The 20,666-nt window shown below is 41.9% G+C and carries 17 protein-coding genes and 4 pseudogenes; 6 read left to right on the top strand and 15 right to left on the bottom strand.

What is annotated here, in order from left to right; translation table 11 throughout:
* Positions 1–34: 34 nt before the first annotated feature.
* The 3 genes from asd to pncB form a co-directional block, all read right to left on the bottom strand.
* A complete protein-coding gene (gene asd / locus ACY3FQ_RS00275; RefSeq protein ID WP_005401469.1) occupies positions 35–886 on the bottom strand; it encodes an archaetidylserine decarboxylase in 852 nt (283 codons plus the stop codon).
* Complete coding sequence (locus tag ACY3FQ_RS00270) at positions 883–1,731, bottom strand: sulfurtransferase (protein WP_005401468.1); 849 nt, start codon at positions 1,729–1,731, stop codon at positions 883–885. The genes asd and ACY3FQ_RS00270 overlap by 4 nt, the downstream gene beginning before the upstream one ends.
* Positions 1,732–1,893: 162 nt before the next feature.
* On the bottom strand, positions 1,894–3,105 hold the full coding sequence (pncB, locus tag ACY3FQ_RS00265; protein WP_489773491.1) for a nicotinate phosphoribosyltransferase: 1,212 nt from the start codon (positions 3,103–3,105) through the stop codon (positions 1,894–1,896).
* A 300-nt stretch (positions 3,106–3,405) separates the two neighbouring features.
* Between pncB and dtd the strand changes: the two genes are divergently transcribed.
* Complete coding sequence (gene dtd, locus ACY3FQ_RS00260; RefSeq protein WP_005401466.1) at positions 3,406–3,846, top strand: D-aminoacyl-tRNA deacylase; 441 nt, start codon at positions 3,406–3,408, stop codon at positions 3,844–3,846.
* A gap of 46 nt (positions 3,847–3,892) precedes the next feature.
* On the opposite strand, the gene ACY3FQ_RS00255 is transcribed toward dtd, so the two are convergent.
* The 4 genes from ACY3FQ_RS00255 to serB all read right to left on the bottom strand — a co-directional run bounded on the left by ACY3FQ_RS00255 (position 3,893) and on the right by serB (position 7,948).
* Positions 3,893–5,194 (bottom strand): IS4 family transposase, encoded by a 1,302-nt coding sequence (locus ACY3FQ_RS00255; protein WP_039891156.1) that lies wholly within the window; start codon positions 5,192–5,194, stop codon positions 3,893–3,895.
* Between the two features lie 157 nt (positions 5,195–5,351).
* Complete coding sequence (locus ACY3FQ_RS00250) at positions 5,352–5,831, bottom strand: SCP2 sterol-binding domain-containing protein (protein WP_004691804.1); 480 nt, start codon at positions 5,829–5,831, stop codon at positions 5,352–5,354.
* 150 nt (positions 5,832–5,981) lie between these two features.
* A complete protein-coding gene (gene aciT / locus ACY3FQ_RS00245) occupies positions 5,982–6,317 on the bottom strand; it encodes a ciprofloxacin tolerance protein AciT (RefSeq protein WP_004691806.1) in 336 nt (111 codons plus the stop codon).
* A 410-nt stretch (positions 6,318–6,727) separates the two neighbouring features.
* Positions 6,728–7,948, bottom strand: coding sequence for a phosphoserine phosphatase SerB (gene serB, locus ACY3FQ_RS00240; protein WP_005401465.1), 1,221 nt, complete (start codon positions 7,946–7,948; stop codon positions 6,728–6,730).
* 77 nt (positions 7,949–8,025) lie between these two features.
* Here serB and ACY3FQ_RS00235 point away from each other — a divergent pair, with 77 nt between their 5' ends.
* Positions 8,026–9,279, top strand: a complete 1,254-nt coding sequence (locus ACY3FQ_RS00235) for a hypothetical protein (RefSeq protein WP_489773490.1) — start codon at positions 8,026–8,028, stop codon at positions 9,277–9,279.
* A 56-nt stretch (positions 9,280–9,335) separates the two neighbouring features.
* Here ACY3FQ_RS00235 and ppk1 read toward each other — a convergent pair whose 3' ends face one another.
* The 3 genes from ppk1 to pncA all read right to left on the bottom strand — a co-directional run bounded on the left by ppk1 (position 9,336) and on the right by pncA (position 13,229).
* Positions 9,336–11,399, bottom strand: coding sequence for a polyphosphate kinase 1 (gene ppk1, locus ACY3FQ_RS00230; RefSeq protein WP_419381370.1), 2,064 nt, complete (start codon positions 11,397–11,399; stop codon positions 9,336–9,338).
* 167 nt (positions 11,400–11,566) lie between these two features.
* Positions 11,567–12,520: a bile acid:sodium symporter family protein gene (locus ACY3FQ_RS00225; protein WP_419381369.1), complete on the bottom strand. Its 954-nt coding sequence runs from the start codon at positions 12,518–12,520 to the stop codon at positions 11,567–11,569.
* Positions 12,521–12,590: 70 nt separating this feature from the next.
* Positions 12,591–13,229, bottom strand: coding sequence for a bifunctional nicotinamidase/pyrazinamidase (pncA, locus tag ACY3FQ_RS00220; protein ID WP_419381368.1), 639 nt, complete (start codon positions 13,227–13,229; stop codon positions 12,591–12,593).
* Between the two features lie 596 nt (positions 13,230–13,825).
* Between pncA and dapA the strand changes: the two genes are divergently transcribed.
* From dapA to purC, 3 genes are read left to right on the top strand one after another with little or no spacing between them, the layout of a single operon-like run.
* Positions 13,826–14,725, top strand: a complete 900-nt coding sequence (dapA, locus tag ACY3FQ_RS00215; RefSeq protein WP_004691815.1) for a 4-hydroxy-tetrahydrodipicolinate synthase — start codon at positions 13,826–13,828, stop codon at positions 14,723–14,725.
* A 13-nt stretch (positions 14,726–14,738) separates the two neighbouring features.
* Complete coding sequence (locus ACY3FQ_RS00210; protein ID WP_419381367.1) at positions 14,739–15,347, top strand: lipoprotein-34 precursor (NlpB); 609 nt, start codon at positions 14,739–14,741, stop codon at positions 15,345–15,347.
* A gap of 36 nt (positions 15,348–15,383) precedes the next feature.
* Entirely contained in the window at positions 15,384–16,103 is a 720-nt protein-coding gene (gene purC, locus ACY3FQ_RS00205; RefSeq protein ID WP_004691818.1) for a phosphoribosylaminoimidazolesuccinocarboxamide synthase, read from the top strand.
* A 207-nt stretch (positions 16,104–16,310) separates the two neighbouring features.
* On the opposite strand, the pseudogene ACY3FQ_RS00200 reads toward purC, so the two are convergent.
* Positions 16,311–16,847, bottom strand: a pseudogene (locus ACY3FQ_RS00200) (DDE-type integrase/transposase/recombinase); the annotation flags it as partial.
* 2 nt (positions 16,848–16,849) lie between these two features.
* A pseudogene (locus ACY3FQ_RS00195) lies at positions 16,850–17,356 on the bottom strand (IS5 family transposase); the annotation flags it as partial.
* 131 nt (positions 17,357–17,487) lie between these two features.
* Here ACY3FQ_RS00195 and ACY3FQ_RS00190 point away from each other — a divergent pair.
* Complete coding sequence (locus tag ACY3FQ_RS00190) at positions 17,488–18,906, top strand: phosphate--AMP phosphotransferase (protein WP_074947953.1); 1,419 nt, start codon at positions 17,488–17,490, stop codon at positions 18,904–18,906.
* A gap of 430 nt (positions 18,907–19,336) precedes the next feature.
* Here ACY3FQ_RS00190 and ACY3FQ_RS00185 read toward each other — a convergent pair.
* From ACY3FQ_RS00185 to ACY3FQ_RS00175, 3 genes and pseudogenes are all read right to left on the bottom strand, one after another.
* Positions 19,337–19,753: pseudogene (locus ACY3FQ_RS00185) on the bottom strand (recombination directionality factor); the annotation flags it as partial.
* A pseudogene (locus ACY3FQ_RS00180) lies at positions 19,750–20,088 on the bottom strand (YqaJ viral recombinase family nuclease); the annotation flags it as partial. The pseudogenes ACY3FQ_RS00185 and ACY3FQ_RS00180, both read right to left, overlap by 4 nt.
* Positions 20,089–20,110: 22 nt before the next feature.
* Positions 20,111–20,666: transposase (locus tag ACY3FQ_RS00175; RefSeq protein WP_489773489.1), on the bottom strand; the 556-nt coding region annotated here is incomplete at its 5' end.

Below are 20,666 nucleotides of genomic sequence, written 5' to 3'. Positions count from 1 at the left end.
GTTTAACAAGGACGGTGACCGAGAGCTGAAACGATTAAACTGTATGTCCCATCGCTTCACCCATCACCACAGTCGAGTTGGCTTTAAAGACTGCATCCCACGTCATTTTGTCTTTTTCAAACAGTACCACAGCAGTTGAGCCTAAGTAAAAGCGACCCAGTTCAGCGCCTTTGTCCAAGAACAAGTCATGCTGATTTAGCTCTAAACGGCCAGTAGGCTTCACTTTTCCTGTCGCAACAGTTTCAATCCCCGCCACAATCATGGCACCAACGAGGACCACGGCCATACGGCCGATTTCTGTATCAAATAAACAGACCATACGTTCATTGCGGGCAAATAGGCCTGGAATGTTTTCAGCAGTGGTTTGATTGACCGAGAACAATTCACCCGGCACATATAAGGTTTCCGTCAATGTACCTGCAAATGGCATATGCACACGGTGATAATCTTTAGGCGATAAATACACCGTTGCAAACTGACCATTTTTAAATGGTTCAGCCAACTGCGGATCTGCAATTAAATTATCAACGGTGAATTTTTGTCCTTTGGCTTGGAAAATATCACCTTCCACAATGGGACCCAACTGTGAAATCGCACCATCCGCAGGCGATACAATACTGGTCACATCGGTATCAATATCACGTACACCCTCTTTTAATGCACGGGTAAAGAATTCATTAAAGGACTTAAACTTCAGTGCATTGCTCTGCTCAGCAATCGACATATCAATGCCGTACTGCGCTTTAAACGCGGTGATGACCGCATTTTTCACAATCGGATTTTCGCTGGCTGCGACTCTGCCCACGACACGTGATAACTGATGTTGGGGTACAACACGTTGAGCTTGAATGAAAATTTGTTTTTTTAAGCGTGATGTGAGGCTCAAGACGGCATCTCTCCGGTAATGATAGGACTGTCGAGGCGGTTGCCCCATTCACTCCACGCACCGTCATACGCCTGAATATTCCAACCCAATAAACGACCTAAAATATAAGCCAGTCCTGAACGGTGATGTGACTGACAGTACACCACCACAGGTTCATTTAAGTTAAAACCCAATTGTTCTAAGCGTTGCTGCGTGCGTTCTAAAGGGTGCAATCTTAAATGATTTTCACGGTTAAGGGCAGTACTCCATTCAAAATGTAGTGCATTTGGAATGTGACCACCGCGTCGCGCTGCAAGACGTAGGCCGGTATATTCATCTTCTGTGCGGCAGTCCCAGAGTTGGACTTGGCTGCTTTGAACTTTCTCTAATAACTCAGCATATTCAATTCGATACTGCTGTATTTTGGCTTGATCGACCTGCACCAAAGTATTGACAGGTTCAAACTGTTCCACGTCAGAAGTGGTTGGAAGTCCTGCTGCAAGCCATGCATGAATTCCACCATTCAGCAGACTGGTATTTTCAAAACCTAAGCAGTGTAAATTCCAAATCAAACGCCCCGCCCAAGCGCCACCTTCATCATCGTAAACCACCACATGATGCTCGGGTGAAATATTCAAATAACGAATCAGCTCTTGTAAACCGTCTACATCAGGAAGTAGACCGGTGGCTTGTTCATCTTGGCGCACCAAAAATTTCGGCTTTAAATGCAAAGCATGTGGAATATGCAATTGGTCATAGACTGAAGCACGGCTTAAATCGACGATGCGTAATTTGTCATTCCCTAAATGCGGAACCAACTGCTCTGCGTCTATCAACAAACCAAAATCAAAGGCAGAATGTGTCATATTATTTCGTATATTTTCAGATCATGCTTTGATCTTAGCACAACTCATTTTTACAATTATTCTGATTTTTTGCATTCTTTTAGCAGAATTAGAGATATCACTATTCGCCAGTTTTTTAATGCACCATGCCAGAATAGATTCTGGCATTGCATATGTTATGTACTATTTGGTTTCTGCTTCAGCAATCTCAAAAACCTGACGTAAATACGCCAAAAAGGTATCGTTATCCGTCATGGTTTTACCCGGACTGTCCGAGATTTTCGCAACCGACTGGCCATTACACTCGACCAGTTTAAGCACAATATTTAAAGGGGTTTGCCCCATATCATTGGTCAAATTGGTACCAATACCAAAGCTGACTTGGAAACGGTCTTTGAAATAATTGTGCAGGTCCCATGCTTTCTCTAAATTCAGTCCATCACTAAAGGTCAGCATTTTGGTTTTACTGTCAATTTTCAACTTTTTATAGTGGGCATAGGCCTTATCGCCCCATTCATACGGGTCACCACTGTCATGGCGCAAGCCATCGAACAATTTGGCAAAGTACAAGTCAAAATCACGCAGGAATGCATCCATCCCCACCACATCCGTCAAGGCAATACCTAAATCACCACGGTACTCTTGTACCCAGGTTTCCAGTGCTGATTTTTGGAAATTACGTAAACGTACATCCAGCGCTTGGAATGCTTGTAGAAATTCATGCGCCATGGTCCCAATCGGGGTAAGACCCAATTGCTTTGCAATTAAGACATTACTGGTACCACGGAAAATATGTGGTGCAGCTTGATTAAACACCTCAATCACATGTTTTTGCCACGCCAAACTATAACGTCGCCGCGTACCAAAATCAGAAACTAAAAATGGGGGATCATTTGGCGTTTGCGATGTTTCATAGTGTTTTAATAAAGCCACTTTGGCCTGTAAGCGACGTTCGCCCTCATCCATCACCTCTTCGCTTCGAATACGGCGGAAATACAGCTCATTGACGATGGCAAGCACAAAGATTTCAAACATCATGGCTTGAACCATCGGCCCTTCAATTCGAATGTCTAAACGGCCTTGGTGATCGATACTGGCCACAATAAAGCGGCGTTTGAGCTGAAACAACTCTAAATAATCGACAAAATCACTTTTGATAAAGCGCAAACCACGCAGGTATTGCAGTTCATCGTCTTGAAAACGTAATTGGCACAGCAAATCTAATTGGTGGTTTAAATCATCGAGAATGTCGACCAAAGGATAAACCGTGTCATCCAAATTGCGACAACGGAACTGGTACACACTATGCGCTTGGGGAAACTTATGCAGGACCACCTGTAGCATCGTAAATTTGTACAGATCAGTATCTAATAAGGATTGGATGATGGCAGACATATCATTTTCGGTTTTTAGCAACTTATTGCATTAAAGCACATTTTTTTAAACTGCATAGCCATGTTTTGGTAATTCGCTCTTGCTATTCGACCAATTACTCGATAGATCCTTGTTTCTCTTGATTCAGAATCCAAGTGTTGCTGTCTTTGCTGTCATCGCTCTTGGCCTATGTTCTTTTACTTAAACCTTGCTATGGATATAAACTCAACGGCCTTGTTTTTTCAATTGATATCTCTCCTGTGCTGCACTAGGTTTGCTACAATTTCAGTCTGCACAATCAAATGGTAGATAGAATCAGTCATGCGGGCCTTATTACAACGCGTTCTCGAAGCCAAGGTGGTAGTCGATGGTGAAACCACAGGCGAAATTCAACACGGTATCTTGGTTTTCTTAGGCCTTGGGAAAGAAGACACTTTAGACAAAGGCAAAAAACTGATCGATAAAATTTTAAAGTATCGTTTTTTTGACGATGAACAAGGCAAAATGGGCTGGAATGTCAGTCAAGCTGGTGGGGGTATTCTTCTGGTTTCTCAGTTCACCTTAATGGCGCACACCCAAAAAGGTTTACGTCCTGACTTTGGACCAGCCATGCCGCCAAATGATGCCGAGGCCTTATACGAACAACTGGTTGAGTATGCCAAGAACCAGTTTGAGCATGTGCAAACCGGTATTTTTGCTGCCGACATGAAAGTACATTTGGTCAATGATGGGCCCGTAACTTTCAATTTAGAAGTCGAATAAAAACATCACGCATAAAAAAGCCCTCATCATGAGTAATGCCAGTCAGTTAAGAAATTGACTGGCATTTTCTTGGGTACTTTTGAGGCTTTATTTTGACGACTCTAGGGCATTGCCTTGATCTTCTTTCAGGCAAAACAAACATTTTAGACTGTTCCAGCAAACGCTCTAAATGCTTGGGCAAATTCCCTGCCGATTCCAGCGGAGTATGCCTTAATATATTGATAATGCTGATTGAAGCAATATGGAAACTGATACGCAAAGGGCTGACTTTCGCCCGTTGAGCCATAAATTTCATTTGCCTTCTAAGAATATTATAAGCAATCAATACACCCCATAATTCCTGATACACCAATTCAGGCTGCTTGCTTCTTAAATGCATCCCATCTTGCAGGTCGCTCTTGATTTCACGGTAGCACATCTCGATTTCCCAGCGCTGAGCATACAGCGTACTGACCTCTTCCAGAGGATAAGCCTTTGAATCTAATAATGATGTAACGTATCGTCTAACCCTTCCAGACTGTTCAGTTTCAATCAGGCGGGCTTCCCAATAGTCACCTAAATCCGGATTCAGTTTCTTCGCTCTTGGAGAAACAGGCATTCTGATTTGAAAGTCATGCGCTGAGTTTTTCCTGATAATTTCATAGCGCAGATTGTCTTTAGCCCGCATAAGCCAATGGCAGTTTTCCCGAGACTGCCACCCTGATAAGAAATCAGCAGAGAAGTAGGCCCGGTCAAATAAAGTCAGGCTATTTGCAGGCACTTTCAATTTCTTCGCTAAAGTCAGCTCGCCTTGATCCATACTTCCAATCCCGGCATCAATCACTTCATGAGTATTGGTGTTGATCAGGCAAACCGCTCTGGCTTGCGGCCAAGGTGCTGCTATCGTTTTGCCTTTGGAAGAACCGAAGTGCCTGAAGTTCTCATCTGTGTGGGGCATGGACCAGACGGCTCCATCTACAGCGCAGATGCTTAGGCCATGAAAGGCGGAATATTGCGGCTGAGAATCTTCAAACCATGTCTGACTCAGTGTATTGAACAGGACATTTAAAGGCTCCAGACCCAAGCGCTGTCTGGCCTGCACTGATGCGCTTGGGGCGCAGCTTTCAGCCGTGCCAAAAACCAGCTGCAGCTGCTGAACAACATACCAGATGGGCTGGTCGCGGAACAATGCAAGTCCAATAACTAGCCATACAGCATGCTCTGCGGGGAGTTTTCTTTTTCTGACCGATGCTTTCCCGGTCCGTTTTAAACAGTCTTCAATCCAGTTTAAATCAATTAATTCGCTAAAATTAGAAAGTGAAGGAGCTGTCTGCTGAAATGCTGAACTTAAATTCTGAGAAAAAGTCATAAAAAAATGAGCGTATCTGGATACGCTCATTTTTACCGCATTTCAGCTATTTTGTCTTAACTGATCAGCATTACCTCGATGGAGGGCTTTTTCGATTTCATCGCGCTCAATCTCCCTTTTATAAAGGAGCAGAAATCGAGACGTTTAAAAAATCTTTTTACTTACCGGTTTTTTCTTTCAAAAATGCGCGAGCAGCTTTAATTTTTGCTTTCACAGGCTTTGGTAGCTTTGGTGGAACCAATTTTGCAACTTGGTTAAACCAAACCAAGAGACCAAAATCACCTTCCATTTTAATGCTGCCGTTTTGCATGCCCGTCATAAATGCAGTTGGGTCACCTTTGATTAAAGTTTTCACACCCTGCTCACTGTCCGCAAACTGTAAAATAAAATCGGCTTTTTCAGCATCACCTGAAACGGTATCAATCTGACCATTGTTCACAATAATTTGGCGCGCCATACCCAGATCCGTACCAATTTGAATACGGAACTGACGTTCATGAACTAATTCAATAAATTTTGGACTGGTACGCGCCAGCTGTTTCATACGAAGTGCCAAACCAGTAACCATTAAATCCAGCGGATCCGTGCTGACATCAACCAATGGAAGTTTAACCACAGGAATTGAAGATAGTTTCATGACATGAAAGCCTATTGTAATTGTTGATAAATTGACTGTTTTCAATGCTACCACAAGTTGCTATTTTTACCGCTAGGCTTTGTATAACAATCATGTAAGAACGTAAAAAAGATGCTCTAGGCATCTTCTTTTACGGTATGAGGTTATGACTTAGCGGCTAGAACACTGCTGTTGGTCATCTTCATATACAGGTGTATGTTCAATACAACGTCGCTGCGCCAGTGCACGTTCTGCGCGACGGTCTTCACGTAGAAGCAACATCGTCACAATAAGCATCGCTGAAGTTAAAGCAGTTAAGTAGCTATAAGTGATCGGCATTTCAAACACTGCTTGCACACCTAGGCGAATGACTTCCAAGATTCCCCAAAACACCATACCCGCCACCATAAAACTCAACCAGCGACGATAAGGCGAAAAGAAAACAGCAATTAACGCAGCGGCGACTAAACTTAAGCCAACGATGGTTGCTAAATTCGCTGTTACCATAAAAACCTCCGTCTAAGATAAATTCAGGCGACTGATACACTGTGCTGAACTCATCCCCGATACCGTTTAAAATTAATGGATTGTGTAGCTTTCAAACTCTATGCATGCATTATGAGCAGTTTTGAAAAGAAAAAAAGGCTTGTATTTTTAGAATGCGACATACCTTGTCGCCATATTATATTGTCATTACATTTTTTTAGATTTGAACTTTTCCAAAACAAAGACGCGCTCAGTCTTGGCGTGTCATTACAAAATAAAACCCGTATTTTCAGCGCTTAAAAATATTTTTTCCAATTCTGTTGATCGTTGTTTTTATCGACATTTTTCACTAACCGCTCATCGTTTTTCGCTTAAATTTGCAACAAAAAAACGCAGCTCAAAGGCTGCGTTTTTGATAACACCGAGATGCTTTAAGCACGATTTAGGTCTTTATCGTGCACACCCAATAAATACAACACCCCATCTAAGCCGACACTTGAAATGGCTTGATTGGCGTTTTGTCTCACTAGCGGTTTCGCACGGAAAGCTACACCTAGGCCAGCAATCGACAGCATCGGTAAATCATTCGCACCATCGCCCACCGCAATCGCTTGCTCAAGAGAAATGCCCATCTTATCGGCTAACTCACGTAATAATAATGCCTTACGCGCACCATCCACGATGTGACCTTTAACTTCGCCCGTCACCACGCCATTTTCAACGTCTAAGACATTGGCATGGACTTCATCAATACCAAGTTTGGCTTGTAGATACTCTGCAAAGTACTGAAAACCACCTGATAAAATAGCCGTGCGGTAGCCTAATGCTTTTAAAGTTGAAATTAAGCGTTCAGCACCTTCTGTAACGGTCAGACGTTCTGCAATTTTAGGTAGGACAGAGGCATCCATCCCTTTGAGCAGTGCGACACGTGCACGAAAGCTTTGTTGGAAATCTAGCTCACCCTGCATTGCACGTTCCGTAATTTCAGCGACTTGTGCACCGACACCCGCTTCAATCGCCAACTCATCAATCACTTCTTGCTCAATTAAGGTCGAGTCCATGTCAAAACACACCAAACGGCGGTTACGACGGTAGGCATTGTCTTCTTGTACCGCTACATCGACATTTAGTTCATGTGACAAACGTAAACAGGCTGCACGCATGGCTGCGGCATCCAGCATTTGACCACTTAAACCGAATTGAACACAGGCGCGTTTCGGCCCATCGACTTCGCCATTTAAGACTGGACGACCTGACAAACGGGTCACGGTTTCGATGTTGAAACCTTGGTTAGACACAATATTTGTAACTGCTTGTAAGTGCGACGCCTCAAGCTCTGGCGCCAAAGCTGTGACTATATAACGCGTCCGTCCACCTTCACTCACCCACTGGTCATATTCAGTTGTAGTGATTGGTTTAAAACGTACAGTTAAACCAATATCATGTGCTAAAATTAGAATTTCCTTCATCGCCAAAGCTGTTGCGGTTTGGTCGTCTGAAGAAATAACAATACCTAAGGTCAATTGGTTATGAATAACTGCTTGTCCGACATCTAAAATTTGTAATGAATGAGTGGACAATACCTGCATTAATCGAGTGAACTGATTCGGCTGGTCTGGTCCTAAAAATGAAATAAGAATGATTTCTCGCATGAATTGACTCGGGTCTGAGCTACGACTATTGTTAGAATCATAATCGAAATTGAATATATTTTCTTTGGAAGTTTACGTTGAATGCGCCTAGACAAGGGCTATTTGCTAGCCTATTAATTGTAAGTTTTGCTTTACATACCTTTTTATTGGTATTGGCAACGACTCATCAACTGAATGAAAACCGTGCCAACCAAGGCCAACTGATGACCTCTCAATTGGTCACAGACAGTCTTGCAGAGCTGGAGCCTGCCAACACGGTTTCCCTTGCGCTTTTGGTGGATCGCTATGCGACCAACCCAAGCGTAGCTTCCATTCGTATTTTGGATGCCAATAATCAAGTCCTTGCGACAGGTGGCCAAGTTCGAACACGTGATGGTGAAGTATTTGTCCGTGATGCACTACAAAATGAAAAGAAAGTGGGTAGCATTGAAATCACGCTCATTAAACCAAGTATGGGTGAGATTTTACGGACTCAGTGGTTAGCAATTTTATTGTCCTTAGCGATTCACGGTTTACTGTGGTTGGCTTACCGTGCCATTGCGCGCCCAAGCCGTACCGAATATTTGGCACGGATCAATAACGAGTCTCGCTTAAAACATGAAATTCAAGTTTTAACCCAAACGCTTGAACAGGAAAAACACCATACGGCGGTCGCGATTGCCCGAGCACAACAACAAATCAAAACCAGTGCGAAGCCTAAAGAACAAAAACCCGTGATCGTGGATAATCATTCGGTTGCGCTCAATATTCAATTTTATGACCCGAAACAGTTGATGGACTCGGTCAATACAACCGTGTCTATTCCATACTTTAATTTGTGTCAGATTTTCCTCAATAAAAGCACAGAACTTTGTTTAAAACACTACAAACTCAACAGCTCGGACATCACTACAGTTCAATCCTTTAATGAGCATGGTGCCACCCTCAGCATGTCGACAGACACACCTAATGCAGTGCCATGTTTAATGATGATCAGCAGTGTGTTCCAACTGCTATCTGAGGTTTTGTATAAACGCTACCGCGAAGAAAAGCGCTTTGTTTTACAAACGCGTTGTGGCATTTCAACCGCAGTCGATGCGATGCAACTGTCTGCGAATCAAGCTGCTGAGCGTTTGGTCCAGCAGTTGTCGGCCAAAGAAAGTGCCGTACATTTAAGTAACGAATTATTGAAAGACATCTCTGAAAGTTACCAATTGGTGAATTTACCTAATCCAACCAATGTCTTGACCCGTCATGCCTTTATGGTCAATGGCATGGGTGCTGAGTCTGCAGAGTTGGCGCAAAGCTTAAGAACGGAAATTTTAAAAGCAAAACAATCTAAAGCCTCTTAATTACATCCAATCATAAAAAAAGCCTGACCTACGTCAGGCTTTTTTTATGGCAACTGTTAAATTTTGAGTTGCTTCTGTGCAATTAAATGTTGCTGCGCACTATACCTTTGCTCTGGATCGGTACAGGCCACTTTAAGCCAATGACCATCGGCTTGTAGCTCCCAAGCATTCAAACAATCATTTAAGTAACTGATTAATCCGTCTTTATAAATCTGCTTTTTCAAAACGCGATCCAATATTGGAAAGCAGGTTTCAACACGCGAAAATAAATTACGTCCCATCCAGTCTGCGCTGGCACAGTACAGCTTTTTCTCACCGCCATGCTCAAAACAATACACGCGGGTATGTTCCAGAAAACGGCCCACAATCGAACGTACACGAATATTCTCAGACATGCCTTGGACCTGTGGAATCAAACAACAGATCGAACGGATAATCAGATCGACCTGTACCCCTGCTTGTGACGCACGATACAGTGCAGCAATTAACTGCGGCTCCGTTAAAGCATTGACTTTAATGATGATACGCGCCTTTTGACCGGCTTGTGCAAACTGAATTTCTTGTTCAATCAGTTTTAACAGTTCACTGTGTAACGTAAAAGGCGCATGTAACAATGCCTTCAATTTAGCCATTTTGCCCATCCCCGTCAGTTCTTGGAACATACGGTGTACATCTTCACAAATATCAGGCTGTGTGGTCATCAACCCATAATCGGTATACATACGGGCATTACCCGCATGATAATTGCCTGTGCCCAGATGGGCATAACGGATCAACTGAGCATTTTCACGGCGTACGATCAAAATCATTTTGGCATGGGTTTTATAACCGACAATGCCATACACCACCACCGCCCCAGCTTCTTGCAAAATATTGGCCACGGTAATGTTCGACTCTTCATCAAAACGCGCACGTAACTCAATTACTGCTGTGACTTCCTTGCCATTTCGTGCTGCTTCTGCCAAGACCTGTACAATTTCTGAGTCAGGCCCACTGCGGTAGAGCGTTTGTTTAATCGCCAGCACATTTGGGTCTTTCGCGGCTTCTTTTAATAAGCCAATTACAGGCTGAAAAGAATCAAACGGATGATGCAACAATACATCCTGTGCTTTTAAAGTATCAAAGGTACTTTTTTGTTTACGCAAAACTTTGGGAATAACGGGAATAAACACTGGATGCTTTAATTCAGGTCGGTCACAACTGGTACTGAGACGTGAAAGATTGATCGGCCCATCAATGCGATAAAGTTCCTGCTCAGTTAAATCAAACTCCTTGAGCAAATAATCAATCACCGCTTCGGGGCAGTCATCTTCGATTTCTAAACGCACCGCGCGACCAAAACGGCGTGAAGATAGCTCATCTTTGAGTGCAACCGCCAAATCATCGACATCTTCCGGCAAAATCAGATCAGCATTACGCGTCACACGAAAAGCATAACAACCCGTGGCTTTCATCCCTGGAAACAGATCACTGATGTGCTGCTGAATCATTGCGGTTAAAAAAATCTGCGTGTCGATATTGCCTGCCACGTTTTTCGGCATCTGAATTAAACGCGGTAATGAGCGCGGTGCAGGGACAATCGCCATTTCAATGCTTCGTCCAAAAGCATCTTTACCTTGTAAACTCACAATGAAATTTAGGCTTTTATTCACGAGGCGAGGAAAAGGATGTGACGGATCTAAGCTGATGGGGGTCAAAACGGGTTGGATTTCTCTGGCGAAATATTCTGCAATCCACGCTTTATGTTTTTCTAAAATATCTTGGAACTGGATGAACTGAATGCCTTGCGCTTGTAACTCAGACAAAATCGAATGATTTAAAACTTCAAACTGTTTTTTGACAGCACGATGAATGGATTGGGACAGGTCTTGTAATATCACCTCAGTGGGAACAGCATCTGGAGTTCGTGCTATCACATTCATATCGCGTTGTTTCATCAAGCCCGCAATACGAATTTCAAAAAACTCATCTAAATTACGTGAAAAAATAATTAAAAAAGTTAAACGCTCCAGCACTGGCAAACTCGGATCAAATGCTTGTGCTAAAACCCGCTGATGAAACTCAAATAACGATAGCTCTCGGTTAAAATACGTCGCCGATGAATGCTGAAAATTATCCATACCCTCTCAATGCTGTTTGCAACAGTCTGTTATGAAGTGTTTGGCAGGGATGTTAGGTAGTCTTTATGACAGTTTAGTTACAACCTCATGCCAAATAGAAAATTCATCCTGACTTTATGCTTAAAGCTGCAACAGCGTACAGTATTCAAACCGACATATGTTCCTTTTCACTTTTTTTTCTTGGCTGTAGCGTCTGCTTTCGCGGCCCAATAGCTGGCTAAAACTGGCCCTGAAATGTTATGCCACAAACTAAAGATCGCACTGGGTACCGCCGTAATTGGCGAAGCAGCAAAATGCACGGCAGCCAAAGCCACGCCTAGTCCTGAGTTTTGCATCCCTACCTCAATCGAAACCGCTTTACAGTCGGCATGTGGCAAGTGAAACATTCGTGCAGCTGCAAAGCCAAGTAAATAACCAATCGCGTTATGTAGCGCTACCACAGCTAAAATCAATAAGCCTGATTCTAAAATTTGTGCTTTTGAGCCGCCAATAATCGCTGCCACAATCAGCACAATCGCCACTACAGAAATTAAGGGCATCACCGAAATATAACTTTCGACTTTCTGTTTCAGCACGGCACGTACCACCAGCCCTAAAATAATCGGGAACAGAACCACCTGTAAAATTGAACTCAGCATCGACCATGCATTAATTTCAATCCATTGGCTGGCCAGTAGATAGAAAATCGCGGGAGTCAATACGGGCGCCAATAAGGTCGATACCGTGGTACATGCGACAGACAAAGCCGTATTGCCTTTCGCCATGTAAGTAATCACATTGGATGCAGTGCCACCCGGACAGCACCCCACCAAAATCACCCCGATCGCAATTTCAGTCGGCAAGCGAAATAATAAACACAACAGATAAGCCACGCTTGGCATCACCATAAACTGAGCTGCCACTCCAATTGCAACCGCTTTAGGGCTTTGCATCGCCCCTTTAAAATCATCCAGTGTCATGGTCATGCCCATACCAAACATGATCAGCCCTAACATCCACGTGATATAAGCTTTCATCCAGACAAAAGTTTCAGGGCTCAGGAGCGCAATGCCTGCAAATAATACGACCCATAGAGCAAAGGTTTTTTGAATCCAAGCGGTAAATTTAAAAAAAGTGCCCATGACCTTTCCCTACTGCATGTTTTTATAATGTCGATATTAGTGATTGAGATGAGCCTATTGGCTCAGCGCATCAGTTCACAGCATATTGTTGCACAATATCTTTGCAATACAGACGTTTCACACCATGGGCTAGCATTTCTTGCCATGCATGTTGTAAAGAGCCGTGTAAATCAATGCCTTTGGTGGCATCGGCAATCACATAAGTTTGAAAACCGAGTTTACAGGCATCTATTGCCGTCCATGCCACACAAAAGTCAGTTGCAATCCCAACAATAAACACGGTATCAATCCCACGCTCTCTTAAATAGCCTGCGAGTCCCGTCTGGGTCTTATGATCGGCTTCTAAAAAAGCCGAATAACTATCAATGTGCGCATGACATCCTTTACGAATGATCAACTGCGCTTTGGCAAGGTCAAGATCTGGATGCAATTCAGCATCCTGTGTGCCTTGTACACAGTGACGTGGCCAGAGTACTTGTGTGCCATAGTCTAATTCAATCGTTTGAAAGGCCTGTTGATCGGGATAGTTGTCTGCAAAAGAAATGTGATTTTCAGGATGCCAATCTTGGGTGAGTACAATAGTGTCAAAATAATCGCCCAACTGATTAATTTTAGGAATAATTTGATCTGATCCTGCTACCGCTAAATTTCCACCAGGCGTAAAACCATTTTGTACATCCACCACAATCAATGCCATATTCTTCTGCATTCTTCTCTGTCCTTTTTGTTCTACGCTCGAAGGCCAAGCTTAGCTTAATTTCTAAAACACTATTCATCCTCGCGGGTCAAAATTAAATGACCGCAGCCTTAAGTGCAATGGGTATTGTGGCAAATTGAAGCGAAGATAGAATATAGAACAAAATACTGGACATTGATCTATAACGTTAAAAGGACATGTCATCGCTGTTTAGAGAAATCGTGTAAGCGTTAAAAGCATTTCAATCCTGACGTTTATATCCCAATATTCAGTTTGATCGACTTCTAAGCCTCGATTGAGATGAAGAGATTCTTTCATTAAATACTTCAATCCACGGCCATGGGTGATGCAAAACGCCCTTTTCAGACGCAAAATAAGATGCTTTTCTTTGTCTACCATTTGAACAAGCTGTATTTTTGTAGCGAAAGATAAAGTTTTTATACACTTTGACTAAAGCATATTGTTCTTCATGTTGTGTTCGTTCATAATTTGCATAAGCATTATTCAATGCATCAGCGCTTTGAAAATGCTATAAATTAAAATACGCACCCATCCAATCTTATGTTTTTCTGGCCTAACTGGATGGACAAATAGGATATTTTTTTAAAATGACTCAGCAAGCACAGACCATCCAAGGCTCAATTGTCGCAATCGTCACCCCTATGTTTGAAGATGGCAGCGTAGATTGGAAGGGTCTAGAGAAGCTCGTTGAGTGGCACATCGCACAAGGCACAAATAGCATTGTTGCTGTCGGTACAACGGGTGAAGCGTCTACTCTAAGCATGAAAGAGCATACACAAGTGATTAAAGAAATCATTCGTGTCGCGAACAAACGCATCCCTATTATTGCGGGGACTGGCGCGAATTCAACGCGTGAAGCCATTGAGTTGACTAAAGAAGCCAAAGAACTCGGTGCAGATGCTGCTCTTCTGGTTACCCCTTATTATAATAAACCGACCCAAGAAGGCTTATATCAGCACTATAAAGCTATTGCTGAAGCTGTTGATCTTCCTCAAATTCTGTATAACGTACCTGGTCGTACGGGTGTTGATATGGCGAATGAAACGGTCATTCGTTTGGCCGATATTCCTCAAATTGTGGGCATCAAAGATGCCACAGGTGATGTCCCTCGTGGTCAAGCCCTGCTCGAAGGCCTTGCTGGCAAAGCGATGACCGTCTATTCAGGTGATGATGCAACAGCTTATCAACTGATTCTGTCGGGAGCAAAAGGCAATATTTCTGTGACTGCAAACGTTGCACCCAAAGAAATGAGCGATGTTTGCGCAGCAGCACTGGCAGGCGAAGCTGAAAAAGCAGAAAACCTAAATACCCAAGTTGCAAATTTACACGAAATTCTATTTTGCGAATCAAACCCAATTCCTGTGAAATGGGCACTTCATGAAATGGAGTTAATCGAAACGGGTATTCGTTTACCATTAACACCACTTGCAGAACAATATCGCACACCGCTCCGTGAAGCACTCACAACGGCGGGTGTCATTAAATAAAGAGCACATCAATATGCAATTACGTTTAGGTCTTACTCTCGCACTTTCAGTCGTCAGTTTAGCGGGTTGTAGTTCCCTTGCAGTCAATAACGGTAGTTTGGACTATAAAGAAACAGCAACCTTAGAACCTCTTAAGTACCCTGAAGGCTCTATGGTTCGACCTGCAACGCCGTTGTATCCAGCTCCAACGGTTGAAGCGCTCGCTCTTGAACATGCACCTGTACTTGAAAACAAGCGCGGAAACCGTTTTGCAATGCCGCGCCCTCAAGCTGCTCAAGTCATGTCGAATGCAGAATCAACGGAACCAGTTGATACAGCTGTGAGTCGCCCTCAATTGATTATTGACGGAAATAAGAATCCGCTGCTCAAAATTGAGGGAAATTCTGCTACAATTTGGCAATATACGCTTGCCACCCTCAGCAGCCTCAACCATCAAATCGTTGGTCAAAGCAAAAATGGTTACGAAGCAACCATTAAAATCGATCAACAGGTCTATGTGTTAAGACTGACCGCGGTCGGTAGCAGCAACAACCTCGCTGTGTTCAATGCCGATAACAGTTTTGCAGCGCCTGAAAAAGCCACAGAATTGTTAACCCAGATTTACCAAAATTGGCCAGCCTAGTCGTACTAGGCATTTTTTTTTGAAAAAGGTTCCCTCATGTTAAAACAAACCTTGCTCTATACTGGTAAAGCGAAATCTGTCTATGAAACAGACAGTGCAGACCACCTGATTTTAGTCTTTCGTGATGATGCTTCGGCATTCAATGGTGAAAAGATCGAACAACTAGATCGTAAAGGTAAGGTGAACAACCGTTTTAACGCCTTTATCATGGATAAATTGGCTGCGGCTGGCATTGAGACTCACTTTGAAAAACTTCTTTCTCCAACTGAAGTTCTAGTGAAAAAACTCAGCATGATCCCTGTTGAATGTGTAATTCGTAATTATGCAGCAGGTTCTTTATGCCGTCGCTTAGGTGTAGAAGAAGGCAAGGAATTAACACCGCCGACTTTTGAATTATTCTTCAAAGATGATGCGCTTGGTGACCCAATGGTCAATGAGTCTCAAGCGATTGCTTTAGGTTGGGCAACTGCTGAGCAACTTGAGCAAATGAAAGTCCTCACTTACCAAGTGAACGAAGTGCTTAAAAACTTATTTGACCAAGGTGGCATGCTACTTGTGGACTTCAAACTTGAGTTTGGTGTATTCCACGATCGTATTGTTCTTGGTGATGAGTTCTCTCCAGACGGTTGTCGTCTATGGGACAAAGAAACCAAGAAAAAACTCGACAAAGACCGTTTCCGTCAAGGTTTAGGTGGTGTGGTTGAAGCTTATGAAGAAGTTGCTGCACGTTTAGGTATCGACCTTTCTGATATCTAATCAATTACAGATTCAAGAACCGAGCTTAAACGCTCGGTTTTTTGTTTTCAGCTATACAGTACTTCAGTTTATTTGTGAGCTATAGTCAAAATACTTTATTATTCATACAGGATTCGAAAAAAACTTGAAATAACTCATCGACTGAATCGATCAACCATTCTTTACGCTTACGTTTAACCCATGCCCACCTTGCACGATATATCGCTCACCATCTGTCATGGAAGGACATATCCCATAATGGCGCAATGCCGATTGATATAGCTCAGAGCAATACTGAGAGCCTCTGTCTGAATGATGAATCATCCTAGTCGCTCGATCCGTCACATGCTGCATCGCCATATGTAGAGCCTGCATAACATTCTCCGCACGCATATCATTCGATAACTTATAACCTTTAATCTGACGGGTATAAGCATCTGTCACCAATGATAAATAATGTACGCCTTCAGCACTCTCAACATAAGTAATATCACTAACAAAGACTTCGTTGGCTTGCACTGCTGAATAATCCTTTAATAAATTTGGATGCTTCTTCATCCAATGCTTGCTATCCGTAGTTTTTGTATAGCGACGCTTGGGGCGAATCAATAAATTATGCTCTTTCAATATTTTAAATAACTGATCCCGTCCACACTTTAAACCACGCTGCAACAATTTGCCTTTAATAAGCCAATACAACTTACGTGTTCCGATACTTGGCATGAGACAACGATATTCCATAACCAACTCAAGTATTTGTTCAGTTACCGATCTGCAATGACCTGACGGCATCGTTTTGTGTCATAAGCACCATCTGTATAGGCAGAATCGATTTGTTCATCTAAAGGGATTTGAGCAAGTAAATCTTCCAGTACCTGTGAATCACTGACATTATTTGCGGTGAGTTGTACAGCACGTATTTGAATGGTTTCAGTATCGATACCAATATGAAGCTTACGCCATTGGCGGCGATATTCAGCTCCATGTTTCTTGCGTTTCCATTCGCCCTCACCTAGAAACTTCATCCCTGTAGAGTCTACGAGTAGATGCAGCCCATCGCTACTTTTTTGGTAGCTGATTGCAATATCAATATGCTTTTGTCTTCTACAAAGCGTACTGTAATCTGGTGCGGTCCAATTTAATCCGCAAAGTTTAATCAGACTTTGCACAAAGCCAGTGACCATACCTAAAGATAGACGGAATAAGGATTTAATCATTAAGCAGCATTGGATAGCTGCGTCGGAGTAGGTTTGATTTCGCCCTTGTTTGCCTTTTGATCTGATTTCCAATTATCTTTTTAAAAAAAAGTTGTTTTTAAACAACTTTACTGAATCAAAGTTAATGTTGACTCAGGATATAAATCAATTTATTTTAATTGATTAATTTTACAAAACTTAGGCTTTAAATGAAAAACCAACAACTCTCCCTAGATTTAATCGAAGCACAATATAATTTTAAAAATTCAAAAAATAATAAAAATTCAAAAAGCCTATTAATAATCATTGGCGGAATTGAATTAACAAAAAAATCCAACGCTATAAAAAAATTATCCGAACTAATGGATCCTCGTTATTTAAAAATAAAAGCTGATCTCCCAAATAAAATAAAATCAAACTCATTAATTTGGTCACCATATATCAATGACATACCAAAAAGAGGAGAAATTGTTACATTTTATGGGAATTGGTATACTGATTTACTAGCGTCAACACTCTATGAAAACACAAAAAAATCAGATTATTATTTTAAAGAACATTTAGAAAAAATTAATATATTTGAAAATTATTTAAAAAACAATAATATTGACATAGTTAAAGTATGGTTCGATTTACCTTGGAGTTCTATTAAAATTCGAGTTTCCGACTTAAATTTAAACAGAGCTTTTCAAAGAGTTCCCAATCACTCTTGGGACAACTTTCCAATAGAAAAATGGAAAACAAAAGATCTATATAATAAAATTAATTTCTATAGAAAACAGTTCACTGATGATTGGTATATTATTGATAGTCAGAATAACAAAGAAAGAAATCTTGCCTTTGCCAATATTGTTTTATCTCATCTTAAGAATACAGCCCCGCCCAAGAATGCCAGTCTGGATTATCAGCCAGCAGCTCTCTCTCCATTATTGACACAAATTTCAAAGGGAGATATTGAGCGTGTACAGTACAAAAAAATGATTAAAATACTGGAACACAAAGTGGCAGAAGCTTTACGTTTTTCATCTAAAAACGTGGTCTTCGCATTTGAAGGCATGGATGCTGCTGGTAAAGGCAGTTCAATCAAACGCCTTATCAAATATTTAGATCCTTATGAATATAGTATTCACAGTATTTCTGCGCCGGAAAATTTCGAAAAATTAAGACCATACTTGTGGCGTTTTTGGAATAAGCATACAGTTAATGGTGAAATTAATATTTTTGATCGAACATGGTACGGTCGTGTTCTTGTTGAACGTATTGAGTGCCTCATTACCGAAGCTGAATGGCAAACTGCGTATGAAGAAATCAATCACTATGAAAAGCAATTGACAGAAACCAATACTATTGTTTTAAAGTTTTGGCTTGCCATTTCAAAAGATGAACAGCTTATCAGGTTTGAAAAGCGACAAAAGACACCACAAAAACACTTTAAAATTACTGATGATGACTGGAGAAATCGTGATAAATGGGATGCTTATCTACAGGCGGCATCCGATATGTTTAAGTATACAAACACTGAACACGCGCCTTGGCATATTATTTCTAATGACAATAAATTAGCGGCCCGTATTGAAATTCTTCAAACCATCTTAAAAAGCCTGCAAACCGAGATAGTATGTAAATAACATCATTTAATCACCTCCCTGCAGGGAGGTGATTATGTGTGTCTAGAATTTTGGTGACTATTTGGTACAAATTACTATCCCATTAATTAAAAATTTCATATTTATTATCATGATGATAGATCATTCTTTTCTTAAGTAGAAAAGCACTTATCGACTTTAATCTAACTCAAATTAAAACTAAAAGACAACTTAGTAACTCTTAGTCAATCAGAATATTTTTTTCTATACTCGATTAAAAAAAAGGGACCTGAAGATCCCACTCATTAACAACTAGCCAACTTGGATTCAATCCGCTTGTGAATATCCCTTGCCGACCAACCTAAACCGCCAACGGTTAAATTAGTTCGTTTGGGTAATGCTCATGATGCTCATCCAAGATAATAGGCCAGTCCAATAAAATTTTACTGAGTCCAGCCGCGTCCACTCCCATCTAATTCACAGCCCGTAAATTCTGCTGTAAGCCCTGCTGAATCTCCTGCACAAAGCTATCCGCCTGATGGAGCTTAGACTTTACCTTGGTTTTCGACTCAGGCTGAACCTGCTCAGACTCAACAGCCTCATCCGTATAAAACTCTTCCACGAAATCTAGTTCCTCTTCAACATTCACTTCCAATCTGGCATTGCCATAATCCTGCCGTGCCATCTGATAGAGTGCCTGTTGATTAAATCCTACCTGTTTACTTTTCTGAACGATCTCCTTAGCGGTTTGAATCGCCTCCTGTAAATGAATACCCTCACGTAATGTCAAATCCACGTAGTAGACAGGCGTACGATAGCTTTGTGTGGTGCTCTTGCCTCGAAGAGTTAATTGCAGCGGTAAGCATGAAAGCAAACCATTCGATGCTGCATCTTGGCCTGCAGCTGGTGCTTCAGCAGATCAAACTGCTCCTGATGTTTATCAAGTTGATTACGCGCTTGAATCAGCTGTTCGAACTGCTGATTGGCCTGCTCATCCTCAGATAAGTCTGCGGTGCTCAACGGCACATGTTCGGGATACAGCAATTGCAGCGCTTTGGCTGCCGATGCGCTGGCATCCGCTTCTGGTGGGGTATCCTTTTCAACGCATTCCCAAAAGTAACGCTCCGCATTCACAATATGCTGAATCACAGATTCAGAACGAGTTACTTTAAAAATGCGGGTTTCATGTCCGCAGAGCAGTACACAGATATGAGATACCGTCTTGGTAGTCAATGAGGTTTTGAGATTATTCGGCCAATAAATAATCTCTTTGATAGGCAGTCTGATGTTTTAAAACGCCATAACACAGATGTATAAGCTTGCACATTGCAGCACCTAAAGCACACATTTTATTTTTACCCCGGCTTAATAATCGTTGATATAAAGCTTCAATGTGTGGATTATATTTAATCGCTGTTAATGCTGACATATACAATACTGAGCGTATTTTACTGTCACTTGCTTTTGATAAGTGACTTTGCTTGTTGACTGAACTGCCAGACAACTGATGTACTGGAACCAAACCTACATATGCAGCAGCTTGACTTGCTTTTTCAAACTTGTGCGAATGAAATAACCCCAACAGTAATAAGCCTGATCGTTCACCGATTGAAGGAATAGTTTGCAGTAATTTCAAATCCTGTTTCAATGTTGGATCTTGATCTATGTGATTATTTATTAACTTATCAATATGAAGTTTACGCCATTGGCGACGATATTCAGGTCCATGTTTCTTGCGCTTCCATTCGCCCTCACCTAGAAACTTCATGCCTGTAGAGTCCATGAGTAGATGCAGCCCATCG

The sequence above is a fragment of the Acinetobacter sp. AB03 genome, from assembly GCF_058107045.1.
This window is presented reverse-complemented; position numbering and strand designations above follow the sequence as displayed.

Excerpts from the sequence above, each read along its gene's own strand:
- ACY3FQ_RS00270 (WP_005401468.1), bottom strand. The coding sequence starts at position 1,731 with ATGACACATTCTGCCTTTGATTTTGGTTTGTTGATAGACGCAGAGCAG.
- pncB (WP_489773491.1), bottom strand. The coding sequence starts at position 3,105 with ATGTCTGCCATCATCCAATCCTTATTAGATACTGATCTGTACAAATTT.
- dtd (WP_005401466.1), top strand. The coding sequence starts at position 3,406 with ATGCGGGCCTTATTACAACGCGTTCTCGAAGCCAAGGTGGTAGTCGAT.
- ACY3FQ_RS00255 (WP_039891156.1), bottom strand. The coding sequence starts at position 5,194 with ATGACTTTTTCTCAGAATTTAAGTTCAGCATTTCAGCAGACAGCTCCT.
- ACY3FQ_RS00250 (WP_004691804.1), bottom strand. The coding sequence starts at position 5,831 with ATGAAACTATCTTCAATTCCTGTGGTTAAACTTCCATTGGTTGATGTC.
- aciT (WP_004691806.1), bottom strand. The coding sequence starts at position 6,317 with ATGGTAACAGCGAATTTAGCAACCATCGTTGGCTTAAGTTTAGTCGCC.
- serB (WP_005401465.1), bottom strand. The coding sequence starts at position 7,948 with ATGCGAGAAATCATTCTTATTTCATTTTTAGGACCAGACCAGCCGAAT.
- ppk1 (WP_419381370.1), bottom strand. The coding sequence starts at position 11,399 with ATGGATAATTTTCAGCATTCATCGGCGACGTATTTTAACCGAGAGCTA.
- ACY3FQ_RS00225 (WP_419381369.1), bottom strand. The coding sequence starts at position 12,520 with ATGGGCACTTTTTTTAAATTTACCGCTTGGATTCAAAAAACCTTTGCT.
- pncA (WP_419381368.1), bottom strand. The coding sequence starts at position 13,229 with ATGCAGAAGAATATGGCATTGATTGTGGTGGATGTACAAAATGGTTTT.
- dapA (WP_004691815.1), top strand. The coding sequence starts at position 13,826 with ATGACTCAGCAAGCACAGACCATCCAAGGCTCAATTGTCGCAATCGTC.
- ACY3FQ_RS00210 (WP_419381367.1), top strand. The coding sequence starts at position 14,739 with ATGCAATTACGTTTAGGTCTTACTCTCGCACTTTCAGTCGTCAGTTTA.
- purC (WP_004691818.1), top strand. The coding sequence starts at position 15,384 with ATGTTAAAACAAACCTTGCTCTATACTGGTAAAGCGAAATCTGTCTAT.
- ACY3FQ_RS00190 (WP_074947953.1), top strand. The coding sequence starts at position 17,488 with ATGAAAAACCAACAACTCTCCCTAGATTTAATCGAAGCACAATATAAT.